At 64.8% G+C, this 25485-nt stretch carries 26 protein-coding genes; 9 read left to right on the forward strand and 17 right to left on the reverse strand.

The features are described from left to right. Positions 1–65: 65 nt before the first annotated feature. From FB598_RS05620 to FB598_RS05665, 11 genes are all read right to left on the reverse strand, one after another. Complete coding sequence (locus FB598_RS05620) at positions 66–986, reverse strand: DMT family transporter (RefSeq protein ID WP_255463843.1); 921 nt, start codon at positions 984–986, stop codon at positions 66–68. A gap of 64 nt (positions 987–1050) precedes the next feature. Beyond that, positions 1051–2544 (reverse strand): M81 family metallopeptidase, encoded by a 1494-nt coding sequence (locus tag FB598_RS05625; protein ID WP_141914091.1) that lies wholly within the window; start codon positions 2542–2544, stop codon positions 1051–1053. Continuing rightward, positions 2541–3797 (reverse strand): Zn-dependent hydrolase, encoded by a 1257-nt coding sequence (locus FB598_RS05630; RefSeq protein WP_141914090.1) that lies wholly within the window; start codon positions 3795–3797, stop codon positions 2541–2543. Before FB598_RS05630 ends, FB598_RS05625 begins: the two co-directional genes overlap by 4 nt. Before the next feature lie 144 nt (positions 3798–3941). Continuing rightward, positions 3942–4646 (reverse strand): ABC transporter ATP-binding protein, encoded by a 705-nt coding sequence (locus FB598_RS05635; RefSeq protein ID WP_141914089.1) that lies wholly within the window; start codon positions 4644–4646, stop codon positions 3942–3944. Beyond that, positions 4643–5410, reverse strand: coding sequence for an ABC transporter ATP-binding protein (locus FB598_RS05640; protein ID WP_141914088.1), 768 nt, complete (start codon positions 5408–5410; stop codon positions 4643–4645). Before FB598_RS05640 ends, FB598_RS05635 begins: the two co-directional genes overlap by 4 nt. Further along, positions 5407–6402, reverse strand: a complete 996-nt coding sequence (locus FB598_RS05645; RefSeq protein ID WP_141914087.1) for a branched-chain amino acid ABC transporter permease — start codon at positions 6400–6402, stop codon at positions 5407–5409. The genes FB598_RS05640 and FB598_RS05645 overlap by 4 nt, the downstream gene beginning before the upstream one ends. A gap of 22 nt (positions 6403–6424) precedes the next feature. Next, entirely contained in the window at positions 6425–7291 is an 867-nt protein-coding gene (locus FB598_RS05650; RefSeq protein ID WP_141914086.1) for a branched-chain amino acid ABC transporter permease, read from the reverse strand. 167 nt (positions 7292–7458) lie between these two features. Then, positions 7459–8652 (reverse strand): ABC transporter substrate-binding protein, encoded by a 1194-nt coding sequence (locus tag FB598_RS05655; RefSeq protein ID WP_141914085.1) that lies wholly within the window; start codon positions 8650–8652, stop codon positions 7459–7461. 60 nt (positions 8653–8712) lie between these two features. Next, positions 8713–8853 (reverse strand): hypothetical protein, encoded by a 141-nt coding sequence (locus FB598_RS20670; protein WP_183405691.1) that lies wholly within the window; start codon positions 8851–8853, stop codon positions 8713–8715. 339 nt (positions 8854–9192) lie between these two features. Continuing rightward, the gene (locus FB598_RS05660) at positions 9193–10686 is read right to left on the reverse strand and encodes a CoA-acylating methylmalonate-semialdehyde dehydrogenase (protein ID WP_141914084.1); all 1494 of its coding nucleotides are present in this window, start codon (positions 10684–10686) and stop codon (positions 9193–9195) included. A gap of 57 nt (positions 10687–10743) precedes the next feature. Then, positions 10744–12066, reverse strand: a complete 1323-nt coding sequence (locus FB598_RS05665) for an aspartate aminotransferase family protein (protein WP_141914083.1) — start codon at positions 12064–12066, stop codon at positions 10744–10746. A gap of 346 nt (positions 12067–12412) precedes the next feature. Between FB598_RS05665 and FB598_RS05670 the strand changes: the two genes are divergently transcribed. Continuing rightward, positions 12413–13831 carry a PLP-dependent aminotransferase family protein gene (locus tag FB598_RS05670; RefSeq protein ID WP_141914082.1) on the forward strand — a complete coding sequence of 473 codons (1419 nt, stop codon included), beginning with the start codon at positions 12413–12415 and terminating at the stop codon, positions 13829–13831. Positions 13832–13913: 82 nt separating this feature from the next. Then, positions 13914–14558 carry an HAD family phosphatase gene (locus FB598_RS05675; RefSeq protein ID WP_141914081.1) on the forward strand — a complete coding sequence of 215 codons (645 nt, stop codon included), beginning with the start codon at positions 13914–13916 and terminating at the stop codon, positions 14556–14558. A 277-nt stretch (positions 14559–14835) separates the two neighbouring features. On the opposite strand, the gene FB598_RS05680 is transcribed toward FB598_RS05675, so the two are convergent. The 3 genes from FB598_RS05680 to FB598_RS05690 are packed head-to-tail and all read right to left on the reverse strand — an operon-like array spanning position 14836 to position 17106. Further along, positions 14836–15549 (reverse strand): DsbA family protein, encoded by a 714-nt coding sequence (locus tag FB598_RS05680; RefSeq protein WP_141914080.1) that lies wholly within the window; start codon positions 15547–15549, stop codon positions 14836–14838. Positions 15550–15551: 2 nt separating this feature from the next. After that, on the reverse strand, positions 15552–16163 hold the full coding sequence (locus tag FB598_RS05685; protein WP_141914079.1) for an NAD(P)-dependent oxidoreductase: 612 nt from the start codon (positions 16161–16163) through the stop codon (positions 15552–15554). Positions 16164–16218: 55 nt separating this feature from the next. Beyond that, positions 16219–17106, reverse strand: a complete 888-nt coding sequence (locus tag FB598_RS05690; RefSeq protein ID WP_141914078.1) for an MBL fold metallo-hydrolase — start codon at positions 17104–17106, stop codon at positions 16219–16221. 119 nt (positions 17107–17225) lie between these two features. On the opposite strand from FB598_RS05690, the gene FB598_RS05695 reads away from it, so the two are divergent. Beyond that, complete coding sequence (locus FB598_RS05695) at positions 17226–18125, forward strand: LysR family transcriptional regulator (RefSeq protein ID WP_141914077.1); 900 nt, start codon at positions 17226–17228, stop codon at positions 18123–18125. Between the two features lie 17 nt (positions 18126–18142). Here FB598_RS05695 and FB598_RS05700 read toward each other — a convergent pair whose 3' ends face one another. After that, positions 18143–18703: a PAS and helix-turn-helix domain-containing protein gene (locus tag FB598_RS05700; RefSeq protein WP_141914076.1), complete on the reverse strand. Its 561-nt coding sequence runs from the start codon at positions 18701–18703 to the stop codon at positions 18143–18145. A 180-nt stretch (positions 18704–18883) separates the two neighbouring features. Between FB598_RS05700 and FB598_RS05705 the strand changes: the two genes are divergently transcribed. Beyond that, positions 18884–19585 (forward strand): CoA transferase subunit A, encoded by a 702-nt coding sequence (locus tag FB598_RS05705; protein ID WP_141914075.1) that lies wholly within the window; start codon positions 18884–18886, stop codon positions 19583–19585. 10 nt (positions 19586–19595) lie between these two features. After that, a complete protein-coding gene (locus FB598_RS05710) occupies positions 19596–20246 on the forward strand; it encodes a 3-oxoacid CoA-transferase subunit B (RefSeq protein ID WP_141914074.1) in 651 nt (216 codons plus the stop codon). 184 nt (positions 20247–20430) lie between these two features. Here the strand turns inward: FB598_RS05710 and FB598_RS05715 are convergent, their stop codons facing one another. Together FB598_RS05715 and FB598_RS05720 are read right to left on the reverse strand one after the other, a co-directional pair. Then, on the reverse strand, positions 20431–21426 hold the full coding sequence (locus tag FB598_RS05715; RefSeq protein WP_141914073.1) for a pyridoxamine 5'-phosphate oxidase family protein: 996 nt from the start codon (positions 21424–21426) through the stop codon (positions 20431–20433). A 23-nt stretch (positions 21427–21449) separates the two neighbouring features. Continuing rightward, entirely contained in the window at positions 21450–22040 is a 591-nt protein-coding gene (locus tag FB598_RS05720) for a glutathione S-transferase family protein (protein ID WP_370455009.1), read from the reverse strand. Positions 22041–22374: 334 nt separating this feature from the next. On the opposite strand from FB598_RS05720, the gene FB598_RS05725 reads away from it, so the two are divergent. The 4 genes from FB598_RS05725 (at position 22375) to panE (ending at position 25429) form a co-directional block, all read left to right on the forward strand. After that, positions 22375–22935, forward strand: coding sequence for a TetR/AcrR family transcriptional regulator (locus FB598_RS05725; protein WP_141914072.1), 561 nt, complete (start codon positions 22375–22377; stop codon positions 22933–22935). 251 nt (positions 22936–23186) lie between these two features. Then, the gene (locus tag FB598_RS05730; protein ID WP_141914071.1) at positions 23187–23993 is read left to right on the forward strand and encodes an SDR family oxidoreductase; all 807 of its coding nucleotides are present in this window, start codon (positions 23187–23189) and stop codon (positions 23991–23993) included. After that, entirely contained in the window at positions 23983–24420 is a 438-nt protein-coding gene (locus FB598_RS05735) for a helix-turn-helix domain-containing protein (RefSeq protein WP_141914070.1), read from the forward strand. Before FB598_RS05730 ends, FB598_RS05735 begins: the two co-directional genes overlap by 11 nt. A gap of 76 nt (positions 24421–24496) precedes the next feature. Continuing rightward, the gene (gene panE / locus FB598_RS05740) at positions 24497–25429 is read left to right on the forward strand and encodes a 2-dehydropantoate 2-reductase (RefSeq protein WP_141914069.1); all 933 of its coding nucleotides are present in this window, start codon (positions 24497–24499) and stop codon (positions 25427–25429) included. Positions 25430–25485: the final 56 nt, after the last annotated feature.

Consider the following 25485-nt stretch of genomic DNA (forward strand, 5'->3'; position numbering starts at 1 on the left):
TGCAGGATGAATGTGCCGGCGATAAGGCCTGGCAATCACCGGGTTCGGATGGATAGGGAGGCGCCTCAGTGCGTGCGCCGTTGAGTCGCCAATCCTCGGGGCAGCAGCACGCACAGCGCCGCGCAAAAGATCAGCGCAAATCCGGCCAGGTCGGAAGAAGTGGGTTGATCGCCCAGCAGCAGCACCGCACCGGTGACGCCCACCACCGGCACCAGCAGCGTGCCCAGCGCGGCGACGCCGGCCGGCATGCGCGCCACGATGGAGAACCAGATGATGTGGGCCAGCGCCATGCCAAACAGGATGTGATATCCCAGCGCCAGCATCACTTCGCCGCGCATCGCATGCCACGCCGGAAAATACGGCGCGCTTTCGAAACTGAAAAGACCCGTCAGCGCCACCAGCGCACCGGTCAGCAATTGCCAGCCGGCCATGGCCAGCGGCTCTGACGAAAGCCGCGCCCATTTGGTGTACACTGTCCCGGCCGCCCACGACAAGGCCGCACCCAGCGCCAGCAGCACCCCCTGCGGCAGGCCGTTGGCGGCCAGCGGCCACAGCAGGGTCAGCAGGCCGCTAGCGCCCAGCAGCAAGCCGCCGCCGCGCAGCGCATCGAGCCGTTCGCCCAACGCGAAGCGCGCGAATAGCGTGGCCCACAGCGGCATCGAATAGGTGATGATGGCCACCCGGGAAGTGGCCGCGCCCAGTTGCGCGAAAGTCAGCAGGATATTGAACAGCGCTACATTGAGCAGCCCCGCCACCACGATGTGCAGGCGCTCGCGCCCGGAACGGATCGCCAGCGGGCTTCCTCGCAGCAGTCCCAGCGCGAATACCGTGCAGGCCGCCGCGCCTAGGCCGATGCTGCGCAGCGCCCAAGGCGACACGCCCGTCAGCGATACTTTTACCGCCGGCCAGTTCAGGCCCCACAAGATGCCCAGCAGCACCAGCAGCGCCCTGGATTGGCCGTGGCCGGCCGGTGCGGCGCCGTTCATGATGGTCGTCTCCTTGGAACCCGTTCATTATGGCCGCAGCCGCCCGCGGCTGTGGCATGGCGCTTCACCAGGTGATATCGGCATCGAGCGGATAGACCGGACGGCGCACCTTCTTGATCGGGAACAGCTTGAAATTGGCGCTGGTCGGGCCGCCGCTGTCCGAATCGCATTCCACCAGGCCGCGGCTGATCGGCACGAATACCGGACGGCAGTACATGCGCGACTTCAGGATCAGGAAGGACTGCGCCGCCGGATCCAGTCCGAAGCTGGTAAACACGCCCAGGTCGTAGGGTTCGACGCGTTCTTCCGTCACCACGATTTTTGCCGCGCCGATATCGAACAGCACGCTCCGGCCCATCTGTATCGTCGAGCCGGTATAGATCGGCCCGGTCACGGTGAACTTGCCGTCGGTGATCGCCGCCACCTTGCCGGTCAGCACCGGCGGCACCTTGGCGATGCCTTGCTGGATCAGCGGCACCTTGTTGCCCACCGCCAGCGTGACGGTGGCGCCCACACCGGCTTCCACCATATCCGCCACCGCTTCCGGATCGCTGATCGGGCCCACCGCGATGCCCTCCAGGCCGGCCGCCAGCGCCGCTTCCAGGACATCCATGGTGTTGCAGGTGCCGCCCGACATCACATTGTCGCTATGATCCAGCAGCAGCACCGGGCCGCTGCCGGCGCCCTGGCTGCGCTCCTTTGCCTGCGCCAGCGATTGCATCAACGGCAAGCTGTCATAGACGAAGTCGTCGCGTTCGGCCCACATCTGGCGGGCAATCCCTTCGGCCACGGCATCGGCCAGGGCACGGTCGTTCTCGGTGACCACCACCACCGACATGCCGGCATCGCGGAAATCGGACAGCGGGAACCCCGCCAGCACCGACACCGCCAGCACGCCTTCCCGCTTCTCGGCCTCCTTGGCGGCTTCCACCGCGCGTTGCATGGCCGATGCCGAGGTGTTGCTGGTCAGCGTTGCCGACAGCAACGGCAACTGGCGCCAGCCGAGCGCGGGCCGGGATTTCCCATTGAGCAGGTCGACCAGCAGGCGGCCCGCATGCTCGCCGGTCTCAAACATGTCGATGTGCGGATAGGTCTTGAAGCTGACGATGATGTCGGCATGGTCCACCATCTTTTGCGTGACGTTGCCGTGCAGGTCCAGCGCCACGGCCATCGGCGTATCGGGGGCGATCCTGCGGATGCGTTCCAGTAGCGCGCCTTCGCCGTCATCGGCGTTCTCGGCCACCATGGCGCCGTGCAGGTCGAGCATGATGGCGTCGCAGCCCTGTTCGATGGCGCGCACGATGCCGTCGCACATCACGGTGTAGGCATCGGCCGCAACGGCTGCGCTGGGATTGGCCCAGGCCGCCAGCGGCGTGACGATCTCGGCGTCGAGTTTTTCGGCGATGTCGAGAAAGGCGCCCATCGCGGTGCGCGCACCTTTCTGGTCTTTGTAAGCCGCCGCGTCCCACTGCGGGGAGAAAGCTTCGAGCGGGGTGGGAATCGGCGAGAAGGTGTTGGTCTCGTGATTCATGCGGGCGATGACGATCTTCGGCTTCATTGCACTACCCCCGCGCTGGCCAGCATGGCCTGCAGCAGCACGTTGCAGCCGGCTTCCAGGTGCTCCGGCCTGGCGTCCTCGATCTCGTTGTGCGATACCCCGTCCTTGCACGGCACGAAGATCATTCCGGCCGGCGCCATGCGCGCGGCATAGATAGCGTCATGGCCGGCGCCGGAAACCACGTCCATGGTCTTGTAACCCAGGCCGGCGGCGGCATCGCGTACATTGCCCACGCACTCCGGATGGAAGGGGCAGGGCGGGAAATAGGACACGCGTTCCAGCGCGATGTGCAGGCCGGTCTTCTGGCGCATCGATTCGATATAGGCCAGCAGGTCCTCATGCATCTGGTTGAGCAGCGCGTCGCTGACATTGCGCAGGTCGACCGAGAACTTCACCTGGCCCGGGATCACGTTGCGGCTGTTGGGCATCACCTGCACCGAGCCGACCGTGCCGCGGCCATAAGGCGGATAGCGGTTGGCGATGGCCACTACTTCCTGCATGATGTACGTGGAGACCTGCAGCGCATCCTTGCGGATGGCCATCGGTGTCGGGCCGGCATGCGATTCGAAACCGGTCACCGTGCAGTCGTACCACGACAGGCCCAGCACCGCCGGCACCACGCCGATGACGGTGTCGGCGTTCTCCAGCACCGGCCCCTGCTCGATGTGCGCCTCGTAGTAGGCACCGATCGGATGGTCGCCGCACTTCTGCTCGCCGATGTAGCCGATGCGCGCCAGCTCATCCTTCACTTTCCTGCCGTCGACATCGGTAGCGTTGTACGCATGCTCCAGCGTGAAGGCGCCGCAGAACACGCCCGACCCCATCATCACCGGAACGAAGCGCGAGCCTTCCTCGTTGGTCCACACCGCCACCTCGATCGGCGCCTCGGTCACGATCCGGTGCCGGTTCAGCGTGCGGATCACCTCGATGCCGGACAGCACGCCATAGTTGCCGTCGAACTTGCCGCCGGTCGGTTGCGTGTCGATGTGCGAACCGGTCATCACCGGCGGCAGGTCGTTGTTGCGGCCGGGGCGGCGCATGAAGATGTTGCCGATCTGGTCGACCGTCACGCTCATGCCCTCGGCCCTGGCCCACGAGGTGACCAGGTCGCGGCCCTGCTTGTCGAGGTCGGTCAGCGCCAGCCGGCATACGCCGCCCTTGGCGGTGGCGCCAATCCGGGCCAGTTCCATCAGTGAGTCCCACAGGCGCTTGCCATCGATGCGCAGCGTGTTTGTGTTGGTTTTCATGTCCATGATGCTTTCTTTTTGTTAACAGGCCCTAGTGCGGTGCACCTTCGATACGGCCTGCGGCCTACTCAGGCTGAACGGTAGTTAAAACATCCAGCTACCGTTCGACCTGAGTAGCCGCGTAGCGGCGTATCGAAGGCGCGCGATTTGTCATGCCGCCAGGTTCACGCCCAGGTAGCGGTCCTTGACGCCATCGTCGGCCAGGAACTCGGCATTGCTGCCGCTGTAGGCGATGCGTCCCTGTTCGACGATGTAATGGCGGTCGGCCAGTTGCGTGCATACTTCCAGGTTCTGTTCCACCAGGATGATGGACATCCCGGTGCCCTTGATCAGCTTGATCTGCGCCACGATCTCGTCGACGATCACCGGCGCCAGGCCTTCCACCGGCTCGTCCAGCATCAGCACCTTGGGATGGGTCATCAATGCGCGCGCGATCGCCAGCATCTGCTGCTCGCCGCCGGAGAGCTGGCCGCCGCCGTTCCTGCGGCGCTCCTTCAGGCGCGGGAAGATCTTGTACACGTCCTCCAGCCCCCAGGCCGATTCCTTGCGCGCCGCCATCTTGAGGTTTTCCTCGACGGTGAGCAGCTTGAAGATGCCGCGGTGTTCGGGCACCAGGCACACGCCGCGCGCCGCGATCTTGTAGGACGGCAGGCCGCTGACCTGCTGGCCTTCGAACAGCACGCGCCCCTGGGCCGGCGGCACCACGCCGACGATGCTCTTCAACGTGGTGGTCTTGCCGGCGCCATTGCGCCCCAGCAGCGTCACTACTTCGCCGGCATCCACCTGCAGCGAAACGCCCTGCAGGATATGGCTTTTGCCGTAGTAGCCATGAACGTCTTCCACTTGCAGGATCATGCCTTGCCTCCGGTAATCATGCTGCCGAGATAGGCGCGGCGCACGCGCTCGTCGTTGCGGATCTCGTCGGGTTTTCCCTGCGCCAGGATCTGGCCCAGTTGCATCACCGTGATGCGATCCGAAATGTCCATCACGATATCCATGTTGTGCTCGATCAGCACCACCGTGTAATCCTCGCGCAGGCTGTGGATCAGGCGCTTCATGTCGGCGATGTCGTCGATGCCCATGCCCGAGGTCGGTTCGTCGAGGAAGATCACCTTGGGCCGGCCGGCCATGGCCATGCCCACTTCCAGCCGGCGCTGCTGGCCGTGCGACAGTTCGGCCGAGACGCGTTGCGCCACGCCTTGCAGCGACAGGCGCGCGAGCAGTTTGTCGGCCAGTTCGCAGGCGGCGTGCAGGTGCTCGGCGCGTTTCCACGGGTTCAGTGCAGCCAGTGGATGGCGGCCTTGCGCGGCCAGCCGCAGGTTTTCCCACACTGTCAGGTTGGGGAACAGGCTGGTCACCTGGAAGGAACGCGCCAGCCCTTTCTTGACCCGCTTGTAGCCGGGCAGGTGGGCCACTTCCTCGCCTTCGACGCGGATGCTGCCTTCGGTGATCGGCGTGGTGCCGGTCAGCGTATGGAACAGCGTGGTCTTGCCGGCGCCGTTGGGGCCGATCACCGAATGCACGGTGCCGGGCATGATATCCAGCGTGATGTTGTTGACCGCGGTGAACTTCCCATAGCGCTTGGTAACGTTGACCGCTTGCAGGATCGGGGTGCTCATGAATGCTTCTCCTTGGCAGCCACCTCGACGGAGCTATCGCGTTTGGCGGGGCGCACTGCATTGACCAGTTTCATGGCCAGCCCGAACAGGCCTTTTTGCATGTACAGGCTGACCGCGATCAGCAGCAGGCCCAGCAGCATCAGCCAGCGCGGCCACAAGGTGGAGAGCCAGTTGCCGGCCAGCACGTAGAACGAGGCGCCCAGCACCGAGGCGAACAGGTTGCCGGTGCCGCCGATGACGGTCATGATCAGAATCGACTCGCTGGTGTGGTACTCGATGTTGGACAGCGGCGCCACGCCGGTCATCATCGCATGCAGGCCGCCGGCCAGGCCGGTCACCGCGCCCGAGATCACGAAGGCGGCGAGCTTGAGCAGGCGGATGTCGTAACCCACCGCCGAGGCGCGCGCTTCGTTGTCGCGCACCGCCAGCAAGGTGCGGCCCAGCACCGAATCGACCACCCGCTGCAGCAGCCAGAACACCAGCACGAACAGGATCGCCACCACCGTGTAGTACTGCCACGAGGACGTGGTCGGCAGCAGCGTCAGGCCGAACAGGGCGAGCGGCGGGCGCGGGATGTCGAGCAGGCCGTTGTCGCCGCCGGTGACGTCCTTCATCGTGTAGGCCAGGAAGTAGAACATCTGGGCGAAGGCCAGCGTCAGCATCACGAAGTAGGTGCCGCGCTGGCGGATCGAGAACCAGCCCACCAGCAGTGCGGCCATCGCACCGCCCAGCGCCGCCATCGCCAGCGTCGCCAATAGCGGCGCCTTGAGCTGCAGCAGCACCACGCCGGCGGTATAGCTGCCCACGCCGAAGAAGATGCCCTGGCCGAACGACATCAGGCCGGTGTAGCCCAGGAGCAGGTTGCAGCCCAGCGCGGCCAGCGCGAACACCAGCACTTCGGTGGCCAGCGTGCCCGAACCCAGGCACAGCGGCAGCAGCAGGGCGACGGCGGCGGCCAGCAATGTGTATCGGAAATGCGCGATATGTTTCATCAGTTTCCTCTTCCCGCCATTATTACGCCGCGCCCGGCCGGCCGAGCAGGCCATTGGGCCGCAGCAGCATGACCGCCGCCATGGCGACATAGATCATCAGGTGCGCGCCTTCGGACCACACCGTACTCATCACGCTCTGGACGATGCCGACCAGGATGCCGCCGATCAGCGCGCCCCAGAAACTGCCCAGGCCGCCGACCACCACCACCACGAAGGCAATGCCCAGCGCCTCTACCCCCATGAACGGGTCGGCGCCGCGGATCGGCGCGGCCAGCGCCCCGGCCAGCCCGGCGGTGGCCGCGCCCAGCGCGAATACCAGGCTGAAGATGCGGTTGATGTTCAGGCCCAGGAGCGACACCATCTCGGTCGACTCGCTGCCGGCGCGCACGATGGAGCCCAGGCGCGTGCCTTCCAGCACCCACCACAAGAGGATGGCCATGACCGCGGTGACGGCGATCACGAACAGGCGGTACTTGGGATAGACGAAGCCGCCGGCCATCACCACGCCCTGCAATATGTCGGGCGGCGAGACATTGTTGCCCAGCGGCCCCCAATACGAGATCACGGCCTCCTGCAGCACCAGCGCCAGACCCACCGTGAACAGGATATGGAAGTGGTGCGGCAGCGCATACACATGCCGCAGCACGAAGCGCTCCACCACCCAGGCGAACAGGCCTACCACCAGCGGCGCCGCCAGCAGCGACCACCAGAAGCCGATGCCCATGTCGGCGAGCTGGAAGCACAGGTAGGCGCCCAGCAGGAAGAACGCGCCGTGCGAGAAATTGACGAAGCGCAACAGGCCGAACACGATGGACAGGCCCACCGCCAGCAGGAAGTAGAGCATGCCGATGCCTATGCCGTTGGCGATCTGCAGCAGGTAGATATTCATGAGACCTCGTGACACTCAGTAATACACAATGACCGTTCGGACTGAGTAGACCCGAAGGGTCGTATCGAAGACGCACCATCATGTTTCGCACGCAGTCGCGTCTTTGATACGCCGCTGGAGCGGCTACTCAGTCCGAACGGTTGAGTAGCCGCTCCAGCTCGGACGCATCACAGTTTGCACTGCGTCTTGTCCAATGCCAGGAACGATTTGCCCGACGAGACGATGTCGGCGTAATCGTTCTTGTTGGCCATCTTCGACTTCGCCTTGCCCTTGAGCAGATAGTAGTTCTTGATCACCTGGTGGTCGCCCTTGCGGATTTCCTCGGTGCCGGTCAGGCCTTCGTACTTCATGCCTTCCATCGCCGCGATGACCGCCTTGGGGTCGGTGCTGTTGGCCTTGATGATGGCGTCGAGCATGATCTTGGTACAGATGTAGGAGCCGGCCAGGCTGTAGTTCGGGTCGATCTTCAGCGTGTCGTTGACCAGCTTGACGAACTCCTTGTTGAACGGCGAATCGATCGCGTGCCAGTACTGCGCGCCGAAGTACACGCCGTCGCAGATGTCGGCGCCCAGCGTCTCGAACTGCTCCAGTCCCGAAGCCCAGGCCATGAGGATCGTACAGTTGTTCTTCATGCCGAAGCTGGCTGCCTGGCGCAGCGTGTCCGACGACTGCGAACCGAAGTTCAGCAGCAGCAGCACGTCCGGCTTGGCGGCCATGGCGTTGGTCAGGTAGCCGGAGAACTCTTTCTCGGTCAGCGAGTGGTAGCTGTTGCCGACGTGCTCGATGCCCTTTTCCTTGAAGATATTCTTGGCCGCTGTCAGCAGGCCTTCGCCGAACACGTATTGCGGCGTGATGGTGTACCAGCGCTTGGCGTTGGGCAGCTTCTCCAGCAGCGGGCGCACGGTCTGTTCGATGGCGCCGAAGGTCGGCACCGACCAGCGGAAGGTGGAGCGGTTGCAGTCGCTGCCGGTGATCTCGTCGGCGCCGGCGGTGGTGATGAAGATGCCGCCGGCCTTGTCGGCTTCCTTGCCCATGGCCAATGCCTCGCCGGAGAGGATGCCGCCGGCGAAGAAGCGCGTACCCTTCTCGATGGTCTCCTGCATCTTGCGCACGGCGGTGGCCGGCTTGCCTTCGGTATCGAGCGTGACGTAGCTGGTGTTCTTGCCGAGCACCTTGCCGTATTTCTGCAGCACCAGTTTCATGCCCATGTCGGCGAACTTGCCGTTGGCGGCGAAGGGGCCCGACATCGGCACCGGGCATCCGAAGGAAATCGCATCGGCTTGCGCGAAGACATCGTTGAAAGTAAGCGCGCCCGGTGCGGCAAGTGCGGACAGCTTCAGAAAATCGCGACGACTGATCATATTCACATCTCCCTCAGGATTAAAAACGACAGGTGACATCCACGAAAACTTCAACGGCGATCAACGCAAATTCCATGCCCAGCAAGAGTGAAAATCCGAATGAAATGAGACGCCGGCATGGCGGCAGGACGAGCGAATTCCTCCGCCGGAAAAACGCGGATAAAAATGGTCGAACGGGCATGACATGATGCGAACGATCATGGCGGGCTCCTCCTGGCCGTGAAATGCAGTGTCTCTTTGGTCTTTCTTCGATGCTGCCATCCGTTGTCCATGCCCCGACGTATGCTCATGCGGTGGCCATGCGGATTTTCTTGTTTTCCGGAGATGCTCATCTCCATCGCGATTGTCGTCTTTTCCCTCCCTTTGTGCGCTCAGAACGCATCTCACGTTTATTGATGAAATGCGTTCTCATATTTTTCACTGACATTGCGGTGCATTTTGTGCCGCGCCGCTGCTTTCCGGCACCAACAACCGGCAGTTCCCGCGGCGTGGAAAAACAAAAAACGGCATGAAGGACTCATGCCGTTTTTCATCGTTTCCTTATTTCATCTGCGGGAACGCGAACTCCGCTCCAGCGCTTGCGGTGTTCGGCCAGCGCTGCATCACCGCCTTGGCGCGCGTATAGAAACGCACGCCTTCCGGTCCGTACATGTGATGGTCGCCAAACAGGCTGCGCTTCCATCCGCCGAAGCTGGAGAACGCCATCGGCACCGGCAGCGGCACGTTCACGCCGACCATGCCGACTTCGATCTGGCGCACGAACTCGCGCGCCACGCCGCCGTCGCGCGTGTACACCGCCACGCCATTGCCGTATTCATGCGCGTTGATCAGTTCCACCGCGCTGGCGATGTCGGGCGCGCGCAGCACGCACAGCACCGGGCCGAAGATCTCTTCCTTGTAGATGGTCATGTCGGGCGTGACATGGTCGAACAGCGTGCCGCCGACGAAGAAGCCCTTCTCGAAACCGGCCACTTTGTGGCCGCGGCCGTCGACTACCAGCCTGGCGCCTTCTTCCACGCCGCGGCCGATCAGGCCTTCGATGCGTTCCTTGGCCGCGGCAGTCACCACCGGGCCCATTTCGGCGCCGGCGGCCATGCCTTCGTTGATCTTCAGGTTGCGCGCGCGTTCGGCCAGGGCTTCCACCAGCTTGTCGCCGGCCGCGCCCACGGCCACCGCCACCGAGATCGCCATGCAGCGTTCGCCGGCCGAACCGAAGGCCGCGCCCATCAGCGCGTCGACTGCCAGCGCCATGTCGGCGTCGGGCATGACCACCATGTGGTTCTTGGCGCCGCCCAGCGCTTGCACGCGCTTGCCCTTGGCGCTGCCGCGCGCGTAGATGTATTCGGCGATCGGGGTCGAGCCGACGAAGCTGATGGCCTTGACCTGCGGGTGGTCGAGCAACGCATCGACGGTCACCTTGTCGCCCTGCACGACGTTGAACACGCCATCCGGCAAGCCGGCTTCCTGCAGCAGTTCGGCGATCAGCAAGGCGGCGGACGGATCGCGTTCGGAGGGCTTGAGCACGAAGCTGTTGCCGCAGGCGATGGCGATGGGGAACATCCACATCGGCACCATCGCCGGGAAGTTGAACGGCGTGATGCCGGCCACCACGCCCAGCGGCTGGCGCATCGACCAGGCGTCGATGCCGCGCGCGATCTGGTCGGTGTATTCGCCCTTCAACATCTGCGGGATGCCGGCGGCGAACTCGACGATCTCGATGCCGCGCGCGACTTCGCCTTGTGCGTCGGAAAAAGTCTTGCCGTGTTCGCGCACGATGATGCGCGCGAAGTCGTCGGCGCGTTGCTGGATCAGGTGCAGGAAGCGGAACAGCACGCGCGCGCGGGTCAGCGGCGGGGTGTTGGACCAGGCGGGGAAGGCGGCGGCGCCGGACTTGACGGCGGCGTCGACCTCATTGGCCGTGCCCAGCGCGACTTGCGCCACCGGCACGCCCAGCGCCGGGTTGAATACATCGGCGTAGCGGCCGCTGGCGGTATCGACGCGCTTGCCGCCGATGTAGTGGGTGATCTTTTCCATTGTTGCCCGTTGCTCCGTTATTTGTGATCAGGCCGGCTGTGGTCAGGCCAGCCGTGGTCAGGCCAGCGTCTTGAGGATCGCGGCCAGCTTGCCGAACAGCTCGTCGATCTGCTGCTTGTTGATGACCAGCGGCGGCGACAGCGCGATGATGTCGCCGGTCACGCGGATCAGGATGCCGTCGTTGAAGGCGCGCACGAAGGCGTCGTAGGCGCGCGCGCCGACCTTGCCCGGGATCGAGGCCAGTTCGATGCCGGCGATCAGGCCGATGGTGCGCACGTCGATCACATGCGGCAGGCCGCGCAGCGCATGCGCCGCATCCTGGAAATAGTCCGATACCGACTGCGCATGCTCCAGCACGCCTTCCTGCTGGAACACGTCCAGCGAAGCCAGGCCGGCGGCGCAGGCCAGCGGGTGGCCGGAATAGGTATAGCCGTGGAACAGTTCGATGCCGTCCGGGCCTTGCATGAAGGCGTCGTGGATCTCCGGCTTGACGAACACCGCGCCCATCGGCACCACGCCGTTGGTCAGGCCCTTGGCGGTGGTGAAGATGTCCGGTTCGACATCGAAGTAGTCGGAGGCGAACGGCGTGCCCAGGCGGCCGAAGCCGGTGATCACCTCATCGAAGATCAGCAGGATGCCGTGCTTGCTGCACAGCTCGCGCAGGCGCTTGAGATAACCCTTGGGCGGCACCAGCACGCCGGTGGAACCGGCCACCGGCTCCACGATCACGGCGGCGATGTTGGAGGCGTCGTGCAGCGCGACCAGGTGTTCCAGCTCGTCGGCCAGGTGCGCGCCGTATTCCGGCTGGCCCTTGGTGAAAGCGTTCTTTTCCAGGTTGTGGGTGTGCGGCAGGTGGTCCACGCCCGCGATCAGCGCGCTGCTGAAGGTCTTGCGGTTGCCGCCGATGCCGCCCACCGACATGCCGCCGAAACCGACGCCATGGTAGCCGCGCTCGCGGCCGATCAGGCGGGTGCGGGTGGCGTTGCCCTTGGCGCGGTGGTAGGCCAGCGCGATCTTCAGCGCCGTATCCACCGCTTCCGAACCGGAGCCGGTGTAGAACACGTTGGCGAAGCGGTTGCCGGTATAGGCCTTGAGGCGCTCGGCCAGTTCGAAGGCGCTCGGGTGGCCGAGCTGGAAGGACGGCGCGTAGTCCAGCGTGGCCACCGACTTCTGCACGGCCGACACGATCTTGGGATGGGCGTGGCCCAGCGGCACGCACCACAGGCCGGCGGTGCCGTCGAGGATGGCGTTGCCGGCGTCGTCGCGATAATGCATGCCTTCGGCCGAGACCAGCATACGCGGGCTGGCCTTGAAGTTGCGGTTGGCGGTGAAGGGCATCCAGTAGGCCGACAGGCCGGGTTTCTGTTCGGAAGTAGTCATGGGGCGCACCGTGGCAGGGTGAGGGTTGACGAAGTTGGGAATGACTTGATGAATGGCTTGATTATTGCCAGACACTGGCAGTATTGTTAGCTACACTTTTTAATTTGATCCAAGACTGTATTGTTTATTTGAGCGAACTGTATTGATTCATCTGGCGGGAATGCCAGCGTGCGGCTGATCCGGTCGTATTGCCGGTAAACGTCGAATGGCGCTGATTTCGGCCATTCATGCCAGGGAGAGGGCATCGCAGGTTGCGCCAGCCGGAAGCAATACACTTCTTGGAAAAGCAAAACACTCCAGTCGGTCGACCAATGAACTCGCCCGACTGCACGCCGAAAGGATGTCCATGGCCAAGCTCCAGCGCGCACCGCTGCAACTGGATTTGCAAAGGAATACCGCCGCCCGGCTGGTGGAGCAGGTGGCCGACGGGTTGGCGCTGCTGATCGAGCGCGGCGAACTGCGCTCCGGCGAGCGCCTGCCGTCGGTGCGACAACTGGCCGGAAGCCACGGCATCGGCGCCTCCACCGTGGTCGAGGCCTATGAGCAGCTGGTGGCGCGCGGCATGCTGCTGGCGCGGCGCGGGGCCGGCTTCTTCGTCGCCGCGCGCGCCGGGCAGTCCGGCGCGCGCGCGGTGTTCACGCCGCACGAGCCGGTGATCGACTCGGCCTGGCTGCTGTCGGAAATGTTCGCCGACGAGCGGGTGCCGATCAAGGCCGGTTGCGGCTGGCTGCCCGGCAAGTGGCTGAACGATGAAGGCCTGCACCAGGCCGAGCGCCGTATCATCCGTTCGCCCGGCGCGCAGCAGGTCGGCTACGGCCATCCTTTCGGCTATGCGCCGCTGCGCCAGCTGATCGCGCAATTCCTCGGCAATTGGTCGCTGGACGTGGCCATCGACCAGGTGCTGACCACGCACGGCGCCACGCAGGCGCTGGACCTGGTGATCCGCACCATGACCCAGCCCGGCGACACGGTGCTGATCGACGATCCCGGCTATTGCAACCTGATCGCCATGTTGCGCCTGGCCGGGCTGGACGTGATCGGCGTGCCGCGCACGCCGGGCGGCGTCGATACCGACACGCTGGAAACGCTGGCGCGCGCGCACCGGCCCAAGATGTTCTTCACCACCAGCGTGCTGCAGAATCCGACCGGCACGTCCTACACCCCGGCCTGCGCCATGCGCGTGCTGCAGGCGGCCGAGCGGCACGGTTTCTGGGTGGTGGAAGACGACATCTTCCGCGAGCTGGGCCAGGCCACCGATCCCATGCTGGCCGCATTGGACGGCCTGCAGCGGGTGATCTACGTGGGCAGCTATTCCAAGACCATCGCGCCTTCGCTGCGCGTGGGTTACGTCGCCTGCCAGCGCGACCTGGCGCGCCAGATCGTGCATACCAAGATGGTGCTCACGCTCACCAATTCCGAGATCAACGAGCGCCTGGTACACAACGTGCTGACCGAAGGCCACCACCGGCGCCATGTGCAGACGTTGAACGCCACGCTGTTGAATGCCCAGTCCACGCTCAACGCCAAGCTGGCCGAAGCCGGGTTGACGCCGTTTACCGCCGCACGCGGCGGCATGTTCACCTGGGCCACGCTGGAAGGCAGCGGCCTGTCGGCGCGCGAGATCGCCGACCGCGCGCGGCAGAAAGGCATCTGGCTGGCGCCCGGCGATTTCTTCCACCTGGATGCGCCGGAGCAGGCCAGCTTCCGTTTCAATGTGGGTTACGCGGATGCGCCTGAGCTGTTCGATTTCTTCCGCTCCCTGTAGCAAGAACCGCTTACACTTCTTCACGCAGGCGTCATGGCGCGACAGTAGAATGGCCGTTCCACATTCGCGAGGAACGCCACGCATGAGCATCACTACCCCGACTTCCGGCATTCGCGCCGTCGTGTTCGACTTTGGCGGCGTGCTGTTCGACTGGAGCCCGCTGCACGTCTACCAACACCTGATCGCCAACGATGCCGAGCGCCTGCATTTCCTCACCAAGGTCTGTTCGCCCGAATGGAATATCCAGCAGGACGCCGGGCGCTCGCTGGCCGAAGGCACCGAGTTGCTGGTGCGGCAGCATCCGCAGCATGAAAGCCTGATCCGCGCCTTCTACGACCGCTGGAAGGAAATGCTGCGCGGTCCGCTGGATGACGGCGTGGCGCTGTTGAAGGAACTGCATGCGAAGCAGGTGCCGCTGTTCGGCCTGACCAACTGGTCGGCCGAGACCTTTCCGTTCGCGCGCGACAACTATGATTTCCTTGGCGTGTTCCAGGACATCGTGGTGTCGGGCGAAGAGAAATGCATCAAGCCCGATGCGCGCATCTACCAGATCGCGCTGGCGCGCTATGGCCGCCATCTGCCCGACTTGAAACCGGGCGAGCTGGTGTTCATCGACGACGTGAAGAAGAATATCGAGGCGGCGCAGGCCTTGGGATGGCACGGCATCCATCATGTGGATGCGGGACAGACGCGTGCGCAGTTGAAGCTGTTGGGATTGCCGTTATAAAAGAGACGCAGCAAAGATGTAGCCTCATCCCTAATGCCGTTCAGTTAAGCACTGAACGGCATTGTGTTTGTGCAGTCCAGACTCCGTTCGCCCTGAGTAGCTGCGCAAGCAGCGTATCGAAGGGCAGGCAAGAGCGCCAACGGTGACACGCTGGCTTCGATACGGCCCTGGCGGGCCTACTCAGCCCGAACGGGGTCTGTTTCAGAATTAGTCTTAACTGAACGGCATTGCAGCCTCATCCCGGCTTGCGTCGGGAGGACGGATCGATGGAGACGGCTTAGTTGCAATTACCGCCGTCGATATCGCATTGCGCGACCGATGAACCGGCATGGCCAGCCGTCTCGCCGCGGGTTTGCTGCTGCAGGAACTGCGCCCATTCCTGCGGTCGCCCCAGCCACATTCCCGTATCCAGCACTTCCAGCGCATCGCCCCGCTGCAGCACGAAGGTGGGGAAGCCGCGTCCGCCGACCTGGTTCAGCAGTGCGCGGCTGGCTTCGATGTGCCGGGCCAGTTCCTCTTCTTCGATCTTGCGCAAGGCCTGCGTAAAAGCATCCGCATCGGCGCCCAGCTTCTGCGCCAGTTCAACCAGCGTGCCTTCATCGGAGATGCGCAGGCCATCCTGGTAATGCGCGCGCTGGATCGCGGCCAGCATGTCCAGCCCGGCGTCATTGCCCTTGAGCGCCTGCATGGCCAGCACGGCCGCAATCGGCGGGGCCGAGTCGAATACCGCATCGGTATCTTTGAGCAGGCCGTTGAAGTAATGCTCGCCAAAGACCTGCCCGGTCAGCTGCGCGATGCGGCGGTCGTGCGGCATCACATAGTCGCGCAACCCGGCATCGACCCGGCGCCGGTTGCGGCCCGCCATCATGCCGCCGCCGTGCGCCTGTACCGGCAACACGCGGCGCGCGGCCGCCACCAGCGGCGCGGCGCCGTAGCACCAGCCGCACAGCGGGTCGTGGATGTAGTGGAGAACTTGGGTTGCAGCGCTCATGCTCAGTAGCCTACCGTGAAACGCGCACGCACATGCTTCGGCTGTTCCAGCTCATCGAGCAGGGCGATGGCGAAGTCCTCATAGGAAATCGAACTCTTGCCGTCGGCGGCCACCAGCAGCTGGTCCTGGCCCAGGCGGAACTTGCCGGTGCGCTCGCCCGGCACGAACAGCGCGGACGGCGACAGGAACGTCCAGGCGATGTCCTGTTCCTTGCGCAGGTCGTTCAGGAAGTCGCGCCCGGCCGAGGCTTCCGGCTTGTATTCGGCGGGGAATTCCGGGGTATCGATCAGCGCCTTGCCCGGTGCGATTTCCAGGCTGCCGGCGCCGCCGACGACCGCGATGCGCTTGACTCCCGCCTGCTTGACTGGGGGCAGCAGGTCGGCCGCCTTGAAACTGGCGAAGCGGCCGCTGGAAACGACCACGTCGGCGCCCTGGATGGCGGCAGCCAGGGCGGCGGTGTCCTTGACGTCGGCGCTGCGGGCGGTGACGCTGGCGCGCGCTGCGATCTTGGAGGCGTCGCGGGCGATGGCGATGACGCTGTGGCCGCGGCGCAGGGCTTCTTCGAGGATGCGGCTGCCGACGTTGCCGGTGGCGCCGATGATGGCGATGTTCATGGTGTTTCCTTTCGGTTCAGTTGATGTGGTGGGCGGTTGAGGGTTGAGAATTGGCTCAGGGCCACTTCATCTCGCCCTTGATGACCTTGGCGGAGAGTTCCAGCGAAGCGCTGTCGCCCAGTTCCGGATAGCGCTGCTGCATGGCGGCGATCAGTGCGGTAGAGTCGGCGGCCTTGGCGGCTTCTTCGTCGAAAGCCTTCAGGTAATCGCGGGTGAAGCGCACCGATTCGATGTCCAGCGGCGCGCCTTCAGAAAAGTGGCCCGGCACCACGACCTTCGGTTTCAGTTTCTCGATGCGGTTCAGCGTGCCCAGCCAATCCTTGCGCGACTTCAGGCTTTGCGTATCGGCGATCCAGACATGCATCTTGCCGTCCACCACCACGCCGCCGACCACCGCCTTGATCGACGGAATCCACACGAAGCTGCGTTCCGGTTGCGGGCTGTCCAGGCCCATGATGTCCAGCTTGCGGCCTTCCAGCGTCAGGCTGCGACCCTTCAGCACTTCGGGCACGATGGTCACGGCCGGCGCGTTGTCGCCCAGCTTGGGGCCCCAATAGGCCAGCTTGCCTTCCACGGTTTCGCGGATGTGCGCCACGGTTTGCGGGGTGGCCACGATCTTCGCATCCGGATAGGCGGCGTGGATGGTGTCCAGGCCGAAGTAGTAGTCCGGGTCGCCGTGGCTGATGTAGATGGTGGTCAGCTTCTTGCCGCTGGCGCGGATCTTCTCCACCACTTGCTGCGCTTCGCGCTTGCCGAACTGCGCATCGACCAGGATCGCTTCGCGCTGGCCGCTGACCAGTACCGACGAGACAGGGAAGATGGCTTGCTTGCCGGGGTTGTAGACGTCCAGCTTGAGCGCGTCGGCGGCTTGCGCGCCGGCCGCGATGAAACCGGTGGCGGCCAGCGCCAGGGCGCGACGCAGCAGGCAGGTAGGGAAGTTCATGGCGAGATTCCGTATCGGTGGAAGGAGTACTCATCATAGATTCGCTTTTGTTTTTTAAAAACAGCATAATCGATCACAGTTTGTTTCTAAAAACGTTCAGATCGACAGGCGGGTGCACGATGGACAGATTGACGGCAATGCAAGTATTCGTGGCGGTGGTCGATGGCGGCAGCCTGTCGGCGGCGGCCCAGCAGCTCGACCTGTCGCGGCCGGTGGTGTCGCGCTATGTGGCCGAACTGGAGGAATGGGTCGGCGCGCGCCTGCTGCACCGGACCACGCGCCGGCTGTCGCTGACCCCGGCCGGCAACGAAATCCTGCCGCGCTGCCGGCAGATGCTGGAGTTTTCCGACGACATGCGCCACGCCGTCGACGCCCCCGGCGAGACGCCGCGCGGCTTGCTGCGCATCACCTCCAGCACGTCGTTCACGCAGAGCCAGCTGGTGCAGGCGGTGGTGGAGTATGGCCGCCGCTATTCGGAAGTGGCGGTCGACCTGGTGGCGCTGGACCGCACGGTGAACCTGGTGGAGGAACGCATCGACCTGGCCATCCGCATGACCACGCGGCTGGAACCCAACCTGATCGCGCGCAAGCTGACCGTGTGCCGTTCGGTGATCTGCGCCGCGCCCGATTACCTGGTGCGCCACGGTACGCCGAAGAAGGTGGAAGACCTGGCCCTGCACAATTGCCTCACGCACTCCTACGTCGGCCGCAGCCTGTGGCAGTTCGAAGGCAAGGGACGGGGCGCCAAGCCGGCTTCGGTGGCGGTGGGCGGCAGTATCAGCGCCAACGAGGTGACAGTGTTGCTGCAGGCGGTGCTGGCCGGGGTGGGCATCGGCCACATGCCGGCCTATTCGGCGGCGCCGCTGGTGGCTTCCGGGCAACTGGTGCAATTGCTGCCGGAGTACGAGCCGATCCAGCTCGGCATGTACGCCGTGTATGCCTCGCGCAAGCACATGCCGGCGACCTTGCGCACGATGCTCGATTTCCTGGCGGAACGTTTCGGCGGGCAGCCGTTCTGAGCGCCGGAAGAGGGCGATCAGGGGGTAATGCTGAGCAGCTTGTGAACCAGTTCGGAAGACGTCGATGCGGCGAACTTGCGCATCAGCCGGGCCCGGTGCATCTCCACCGTGCGCGGGCTCAGTTCCACCTGGCGCGCGATCAGCTTGCTGGTCTTGCCTTCCACCAGCAGCGCCGCGATCTCGCGCTCGCGCGGCGTCAGGCCCGGCGCGATCGGGCGCTTGGCGCTGACATCCTCGAAGGTCCAGATGCCGGCCGCATGCGGATCGCCCTGCACCAGCGAATGGCCGGTGACGTGGCACCAGAACATTTCGTCGCTGGCGCGCTTCATGATGCGCTCGTCGGAGTAGAAACCCTTTTCGTTGAGGATGGGCACCAGGCGCAGGCCGGTGCGTTCGAACTCGTCGGCGGTCGGGTAGATTTCCTGGAACGACATCTGGCGCAAGTCCTCGACCGCATAGCCGAACATCGCCGCCATCGCCAGGTTGCCCTGCTGGATGATGCGGTTATGCGAGACGCACATGCCGATCGGGGCATGCATGAATACCTGTTCGAAATCGATGGCCGGTGGGGTGCTCATGGTGTGCTGCGGATATCCTGGGGTTCCCTCGAGCCTGGCGGCTGCAGCTCGGTGTATGCTGCATTGCGCCAGGTATTTTTACCGTATTGTATGGCCTATTTCGCTGACCTATGATGATTGGCGCTTTTTAATAGCACAATGTGCAGCTACGCTCGCAAGACAAGAGCCGAAAGGAGACTCGTGAACAAAGTGTATCCAGACGCGGCCACCGCGTTGAAAGACATCGTCAAGGACGGCCAGACCATCGCGGTCGGCGGCTTTGGCCTGTGTGGCATCCCAGAGGCGTTGATCGCCGCCCTGCGCGATTCGGGCGTGCAGAACCTGACCGCCATCTCGAACAACGCCGGGGTCGACGGCTTCGGCCTGGGCCAGCTGCTCTCCACCCGCCAGATCAAGAAGATGATCGCCTCCTACGTGGGCGAGAACAAGGAGTTCGAGCGCCAGTACCTGGCCGGCGAACTGGAACTGGAATTCACCCCGCAAGGCACGCTGGCCGAGAAGCTGCGCGCCGGCGGCGCCGGCATTCCGGCGTTCTTCACCAAGACCGGCGTGGGCACGCTGGTGGCCGAAGGCAAGGAAATCCGCGAATTCGACGGCGCCAGGTACGTCATGGAGCGCTCGCTGGTGGCCGACGTCTCGCTGGTCAAGGCGCAGAAGGCCGACAAGGCAGGCAACCTGGTGTTCAACAAGACCGCGCGCAACTTCAATCCCAACGTCGCCATGGCCGGCAAGATCACCGTGGTCGAGGTGGAAGAACTGGTCGAGGTCGGCCAGCTCGATCCGGACCAGATCCATACCGCCGGCATTTTCGTGCACCGCATCGTGGTCAACGCCACGCCGGAAAAGCGCATCGAACAACGCACCGTCAGCGCGGCGAAATAAGGAGACAGCAATGGCTTGGACCAGAGATGAAATGGCTGCGCGCGCAGCGAAGGAATTGCAGGACGGCTTCTACGTCAACCTCGGCATCGGCTTGCCGACCCTGGTGGCGAACCACGTGCCGGCCGACATCGAAGTGTGGCTGCAGTCGGAAAACGGCCTGCTCGGCATCGGCCCCTTTCCGACCGAAGACAAGGTCGATCCCGACCTGATCAACGCCGGCAAGCAGACCGTGACCACCATCCCCGGCTCGTCCTTCTTCAGCTCGGCGGACTCGTTCGGCATGATCCGAGGCGGCAAGATCAACATCGCCATCCTGGGCGCGATGCAGGTTTCCGGCAAAGGCGACCTGGCCAACTGGATGATCCCCGGCAAGATGGTCAAGGGCATGGGCGGCGCGATGGACCTGGTGGCCGGCGTCGGCCGCGTGGTGGTGCTGATGGAACACGTGGCCAAGGCCAAGGACGGTTCCACCTCGAAGAAGATCCTGAAGGAATGCAACCTGCCGCTGACCGGCGTGGGCGTGGTCAACCGCATCATCACCGACCTCGGCGTGATCGACGTCACCCCGAACGGCCTGAAGCTGATCGAACTGGCCGCCGGCGTGACCAAGGAAGAAGTGATCGAGAAGACCGAAGCGCCGCTGGATGTGAGCGCGGTCTGATCGTGTTGACCTGATGGACAAGGCAAGGGCGCTGGATTTCCGGCGCCCTTGTTTTTTTGCGTTCAGCCAATCTTCCCGCTTGCAACGCGTCATCCCGGCGAAGGCCGGGATCCAGTGTCTTCCGTTGCGCATCAACGGCCGTTGAACGACGCTGGACCCTGACTTTCGCCAGGGCGACGGTCATTCAATTCCACGCCCCGGTCGCCGCCAGGAACGGCGACAGCTCCGGCGGCTTCCAGCGCAACGGCAGCGCATGCCGTACCAGCCGCGCCGATTCCACCGAAAACCGCAGCAGCCGCTGCGCGCCCGTGAAGGCGTCCACCTCCGGTCCCTCCCAGATCACTTCGCCGCGCACCGCAAGGTAGAGCAGGGCGCCGTTGTCGAAATCCGCGAACAGCAGTCCGGCGCGCGGCTGCAGCAGCAGGTTGCCGATGGTGTTGAAGAACGAATTGCCGATGAAGTCCGGCACGGTCAGTATGTGGTCGCCATCGATCCGGACGAAACCGGGTTTGCCGCCGCGGTGCGATACATCGACGCCGTGGCGCCGGCCTGCTCCCCGCGCTTCTTCATCGTCGCTCGCCAGTGCGGTGGCGATGAAGAAGGTGTCGGCGCGGCCGATCATCTGCGCCATCTGCGGGGTGAGCGCGGGAGCGTCGGTGATCGCTGCAGCGGGCAGGGCATGCGCATCCAGCAGTTCGGGCTGGCGCGCCTGGATGTATTTGGGGCAATTGCCGAAGCTCTGCTCGATGGCGATTGCCATGCCATCGTCCGACAGCGCTTGCACCATGCCGTTGGCCCGGTTGCGCCGGCGCGTGTGCGGTTCGATGCCGAGCAGGCCCAGCCTGGCGCCTTGCCGCAGGTTGCCATGCAGCGGGTCTCCCGGCGCGATATGTTGGCCGTGCACCTGCAGCGTGCGCGCATCGGGCGAACGCACGAAGCCCGGCGCGCCGCTCATGATCGAGGCCCAGGGGCGTCCTTCCGCATCCACCGACCCCACCACCATGAAGGGCAGTTGCTCGAAGAACGCGCGGTGCTGGTCGGGCATGAAGTCGCGGATTACGCGCGGGCCGACCGTTGCCATCTTCTCCAGCATGCCGGCGCGCTGCTGGGCGAGCAGTTCGCCGCGATGGAAAGCCCGGTCCGGCGCCCCGGGTGCGGGGATGGATGGGGTGGATGGCATGGCAGGCTCCTTGGCGGCGATGCTCAGGCGGCGATGGCGTGCGGCGAGGCCGGCATGGGAACGAAACCGGGCAACTGTTCGACGCGTGCGATCCAGCCGCGCACATTGGCATAGGGCGCCAGGTCCACGCCGCCTTCCGGCACGTGGGCGACATAGGCATAGCAGGCCACATCGGCGATGGTGGCGTGGCCGGCGGCGAGGAAGTCGCGGCCATCGAGATGGCGTTCGAGCAATGCCAGCACGGCCAGGGTCTTCTGGTGCGCCAGCGCATAGTCGAGCTCGCGCTTGAACAGCTTCACCAGGCGCACGCGATTGGGGCCTTCGAATATCTCGCCCGAGGCCAGCGACAGGAATTGTTGCACCTGCGCCGCGCCCAGCGGATCGGCCGGCAGCCACCGCCCATCATCGTAGCGCTTGGCCAGATAGACCAGGATCGCGGTGGAGTCGTACAGCGTAACGTCGCCGTCGACGATCACCGGAACCTGGCCGCGCGGATTGAGTGCGAGGAATTCCGGCTGCTTGTGCTGGCCGTGCGGCAGGTCGACATCGACCACCTCGTGCGGCAGGCCCAGCATGGACAGCAGCAGGCGCACGCGGTGCGCGTGGCCGGACAATGGAAAGCCGTAAAGGCGGATGGATTGTGGTTGCGGTATCTTCTTCTCCCGACGGGTGGTGAATGGGCGGCAAGCATGTTGCCGGCTGGCTGAGGTCTTGCGCGATATAATGAACCGAACGATCGGTACAATAGAAGATAGGATTCCCGCTGTCAACCATCGGCATGGAAAATATTTTTTATCCCGGAGCGCCGGGAGCGGACTCGTCCGGCATGCCAAGCGGTCTTATAATCGGTAGCAACCCCGGGAGCAATCCCGCGTTGCAGTTTCGTTCGAAGGCGCCCGCCATGCCCGTGCATGCAGGCGCAACATTGCGCACCAACAGAAAACCGCCATGCCTGCACCCAGCCTGTCGCGCGAAGAAGTCGCGCAGATCCTGCTTTCCGAATTCCGCCGCTCCGGTTATGAAGGCGCCAGCCTGTCCAGCCTGTCGGCCGCCACCGGCCTGGGCAAGTCCAGCCTCTACCACTATTTCCCCAACGGCAAGGTCGACATGGGGCGTGCCGCCATCGAAGTGGTCGGCCAGTGGATGCGCGAGAAGGTGATCCCGCTGCTGACCTCGGATGCCGAGCCGGAAAAGCGCCTCAAGCGCTATTTCGCCGCCATGAGCGATTTTTACGCCAGAGGCACGCTGCCTTGCCTGACCGACCTGTTCACCATCGGCGAGGCGGCAGGCTACTTCCAGCAGCAGTTCAAGCAGAACATCGGCAACATCGTCAAGCTGATCGCCGCCGTGCTGGAAGACGCCGGTTTCGCGCCCGCCGAGGCTGTGCGCCGCGCCGAGGACGGGATGGTGATGCTGCACGGCGCGTTGGTGGTATCGCGCGCCCAGGGCAGCACTGCCGTCTTCACGCGCGTGGTGCGCGGCATCCCCGACATGCTGCTGGCGCCGTAGCGGTTTTCCCCGAACCTGTTCCGTTCCCGCGAGGGCCGCGCCGCAAGGCAGCGGCCCTTGTCGCATTGGCGGGTCACTTTTTGCCGCCCGGTGCGGTGTTGCGAAAACGCCCGCGCGAAAAAATGCCGGCTTGACAGCCGCCAAGTTACTTTTATAATGATAGTAACTATCTTCATGAAAGTAAGTCGCCGCACCCGGCAACACTCCCTCGAACCAGGCACATCGCCCAACCAAGCAGACAAGGAAACCCAATGAATACCAGCAAACGGCCAGGCAAGGCCCTTATCACCGGCGCATCGGCCGGCATCGGCGCAACCTACGCGCAGCGCCTGGCGGCGCGCGGCTACGACTTGCTGCTGGCGGCGCGCGACGCCGCCCGGCTGGAGCAGCTCGCCGCCGAATTGCGCGGCAAGCACGGCGTGCAGGTGGAGGTGCTGCCGGCCGACCTGACCGCCAAGGCCGACCTGCTCAAGGTCGAGCAGCGCCTGCGCGGCGACGCCGATATCACGCTCCTGCTCAACAATGCCGGCATGGCGGTGCAGGGCAAGCTGATCGAGGCCGACATCGACCGTTACGAGGCGATGCTCCAGCTGAACGTGGTGGCGGTCACGCGCCTGGCCGCGGCGGCCGCCGCCAACTTCGGCCGGCGCGGCAGCGGCGCGATCATCAATGTCGCCTCGGTGCTGGCGCTGGCGCCGGAAATGTTCAATGGCGCCTACAGCGGCACCAAGGCCTACGTGCTGAACCTGAGCCAGTCGATGCAGCAGGAACTCGGCCCGCTGGGCGTGCAGGTGCAGGCGGTGCTGCCCGGCGCCACGCGCACCGAGATCTGGCAACGCTCCGGCGGCAGCATCGATCAGCTGCCGGCGGAAATGTTGATGGAAGTCGGCGACATGGTGGATGCCGCCCTGGCCGGATTCGACCAGGGCGAAGCCGTCACCATCCCTTCGCTGCCGGACGTTGCCGACTGGAACGCGCTCACCTCCGCGCGCCATGCGCTGGGCCCCAACCTCTCGCGCAACCGGCCCGCCGCGCGCTATCTGGACCATGCCGGCTAAGTCCCGCCCGCGCACGGCCGCCCAGCCGGACCATCCAGCCGGCTTGCCCGGCTCGCGCCAGCAGGTGCGGGCGGCGCAGGCGGCGCGCCAGTTGACGCGGCAGGGCCAGCCCTGCCCGGTGGCCGGCTCGCTGCAACTGATCGGGGAATGGTGGACCGTACTGATCGTGCGCGATGCCCTGCGCGGCATGACGCGCTTCGAGCAATTCCGCCGCAATCTCGACATTTCCCCCGCCATCCTCTCGCGCCGCCTGCAGGCGATGGTCGACGCCGGCCTGATGCAACGACGCCGCTACCGCGAGCATCCGCCGCGCGACGAATACGTGCTGACCGAAGCCGGCCGCGCGCTGCAGCCGGTGATCGCCGCCCTGCGCGGCTGGGGCCGCCTGTACCTTGCGCGGCGCGCTGGCGCCAGCAAGGAAAGCTGAAAGCGGCCACAATGGCAAGGCTTGAGAACCAGCTTGCCGCCAGCAGCGATGCGGGCACAGACCACAAGGAGAAAAGATGAAGACATTGATCGTAGGCGCCGGCGCCGTCGGCGGCTATTTCGGCGCGCGCCTGCATGCGGCCGGCCGCGACGTCGGCTTCCTGGTGCGCCCGCAGCGCGCGGCGCTGCTGCGTGAACGCGGCCTGCGCGTGAAAAGCCCGATGGGCGACCTGACGCTGCGCGATGCCCGCCTGCTCGATACGACCGAACTGGTTCCGCATTACGACCTGGTGGTGTTGAGTTGCAAGGCCTACGACCTGGAGAGCGCGATCGAATCGCTGGCGCCGGCGATGGGTGCGCAGACGGCAATCCTGCCGCTGCTCAACGGCATGCAGCACCTCGACATCCTGGAGCAGCGTTTCGGCGCCGCCGCCGTGCTGGGCGGCCAGTGCGTGGTCGCCGGCACGCTCGACGCCGACGGCGCCATCGTGCACCTGAACAGTGTCGCCGGCCTGACCTTCGGCGAACGCGGCGGCGGCATCACCGCGCGCGCGCAGGCGATCTGCGATGCCCTCTCCGGCGCCGGATTCGACGTCAAGCTGAGCGAGAACATCCTGCAATCGATGTGGGAAAAATGGATCATGCTGGCCACGCTGGCCAGCGCCACCTCGCTGATGCGCGCCTCGGTGGGAGACATCCTGCAAGGGCCGGGCGGCCAGGCCTTTATCGAAGGCATGCTGGCCGAATGCGCCGGCATCGCCGGGCTGCAGGGCTACCAGCCGGGCGAGAGCTTCTACAACCGCACGCGCGGCATGCTGACCGAGCATGGTTCATCGCTGACGGCATCGATGTTCCGCGACATCGGCAACGGCAACCGGATCGAGGCCGACCACATCGTCGGCGACCTGATCCGCCGCGGCGACGCCAAGGGCGCCAAGACCACGCTGCTGCAGCTGGCCTATCTGCACCTGAAGACCTACGAGGCGCATCAGGCGCGCGTGTCGTCCTGAGATCGGGATGCCTGGGCCGCCTTGGGCGTCCCGGGCATCCCGGGCATCTCCCGCTT

Origin of the sequence: Herbaspirillum sp. SJZ106, from assembly GCF_006715495.1 — a bacterium.
In the GTDB taxonomy this organism is placed as follows: Bacteria; Pseudomonadota; Gammaproteobacteria; order Burkholderiales; family Burkholderiaceae_D; genus Herbaspirillum.

Bases quoted from the DNA above. Each gene is read 5' to 3' on its own strand.
- FB598_RS05680 (WP_141914080.1), bottom strand. From the start codon at position 15,549: ATGAGCGCTGCAACCCAAGTTCTCCACTACATCCACGACCCGCTGTGC.
- FB598_RS05640 (WP_141914088.1), bottom strand. From the start codon at position 5,410: ATGAGCACCCCGATCCTGCAAGCGGTCAACGTTACCAAGCGCTATGGG.
- FB598_RS05665 (WP_141914083.1), bottom strand. From the start codon at position 12,066: ATGACTACTTCCGAACAGAAACCCGGCCTGTCGGCCTACTGGATGCCC.
- FB598_RS05710 (WP_141914074.1), top strand. From the start codon at position 19,596: ATGGCTTGGACCAGAGATGAAATGGCTGCGCGCGCAGCGAAGGAATTG.
- FB598_RS05730 (WP_141914071.1), top strand. From the start codon at position 23,187: ATGAATACCAGCAAACGGCCAGGCAAGGCCCTTATCACCGGCGCATCG.
- panE (WP_141914069.1), top strand. From the start codon at position 24,497: ATGAAGACATTGATCGTAGGCGCCGGCGCCGTCGGCGGCTATTTCGGC.
- FB598_RS05630 (WP_141914090.1), bottom strand. From the start codon at position 3,797: ATGGACATGAAAACCAACACAAACACGCTGCGCATCGATGGCAAGCGC.
- FB598_RS05725 (WP_141914072.1), top strand. From the start codon at position 22,375: ATGCCTGCACCCAGCCTGTCGCGCGAAGAAGTCGCGCAGATCCTGCTT.
- FB598_RS05625 (WP_141914091.1), bottom strand. From the start codon at position 2,544: ATGAAGCCGAAGATCGTCATCGCCCGCATGAATCACGAGACCAACACC.
- FB598_RS05715 (WP_141914073.1), bottom strand. From the start codon at position 21,426: ATGCCATCCACCCCATCCATCCCCGCACCCGGGGCGCCGGACCGGGCT.
- FB598_RS05635 (WP_141914089.1), bottom strand. From the start codon at position 4,646: ATGATCCTGCAAGTGGAAGACGTTCATGGCTACTACGGCAAAAGCCAT.
- FB598_RS05645 (WP_141914087.1), bottom strand. From the start codon at position 6,402: ATGAAACATATCGCGCATTTCCGATACACATTGCTGGCCGCCGCCGTC.
- FB598_RS05670 (WP_141914082.1), top strand. From the start codon at position 12,413: ATGGCCAAGCTCCAGCGCGCACCGCTGCAACTGGATTTGCAAAGGAAT.
- FB598_RS05675 (WP_141914081.1), top strand. From the start codon at position 13,914: ATGAGCATCACTACCCCGACTTCCGGCATTCGCGCCGTCGTGTTCGAC.
- FB598_RS05735 (WP_141914070.1), top strand. From the start codon at position 23,983: ATGCCGGCTAAGTCCCGCCCGCGCACGGCCGCCCAGCCGGACCATCCA.
- FB598_RS05660 (WP_141914084.1), bottom strand. From the start codon at position 10,686: ATGGAAAAGATCACCCACTACATCGGCGGCAAGCGCGTCGATACCGCC.
- FB598_RS05650 (WP_141914086.1), bottom strand. From the start codon at position 7,291: ATGAATATCTACCTGCTGCAGATCGCCAACGGCATAGGCATCGGCATG.
- FB598_RS05695 (WP_141914077.1), top strand. From the start codon at position 17,226: ATGGACAGATTGACGGCAATGCAAGTATTCGTGGCGGTGGTCGATGGC.
- FB598_RS05685 (WP_141914079.1), bottom strand. From the start codon at position 16,163: ATGAACATCGCCATCATCGGCGCCACCGGCAACGTCGGCAGCCGCATC.
- FB598_RS05655 (WP_141914085.1), bottom strand. From the start codon at position 8,652: ATGATCAGTCGTCGCGATTTTCTGAAGCTGTCCGCACTTGCCGCACCG.
- FB598_RS05620 (WP_255463843.1), bottom strand. From the start codon at position 986: ATGAACGGCGCCGCACCGGCCGGCCACGGCCAATCCAGGGCGCTGCTG.
- FB598_RS05700 (WP_141914076.1), bottom strand. From the start codon at position 18,703: ATGAGCACCCCACCGGCCATCGATTTCGAACAGGTATTCATGCATGCC.
- FB598_RS20670 (WP_183405691.1), bottom strand. From the start codon at position 8,853: ATGATCGTTCGCATCATGTCATGCCCGTTCGACCATTTTTATCCGCGT.
- FB598_RS05690 (WP_141914078.1), bottom strand. From the start codon at position 17,106: ATGAACTTCCCTACCTGCCTGCTGCGTCGCGCCCTGGCGCTGGCCGCC.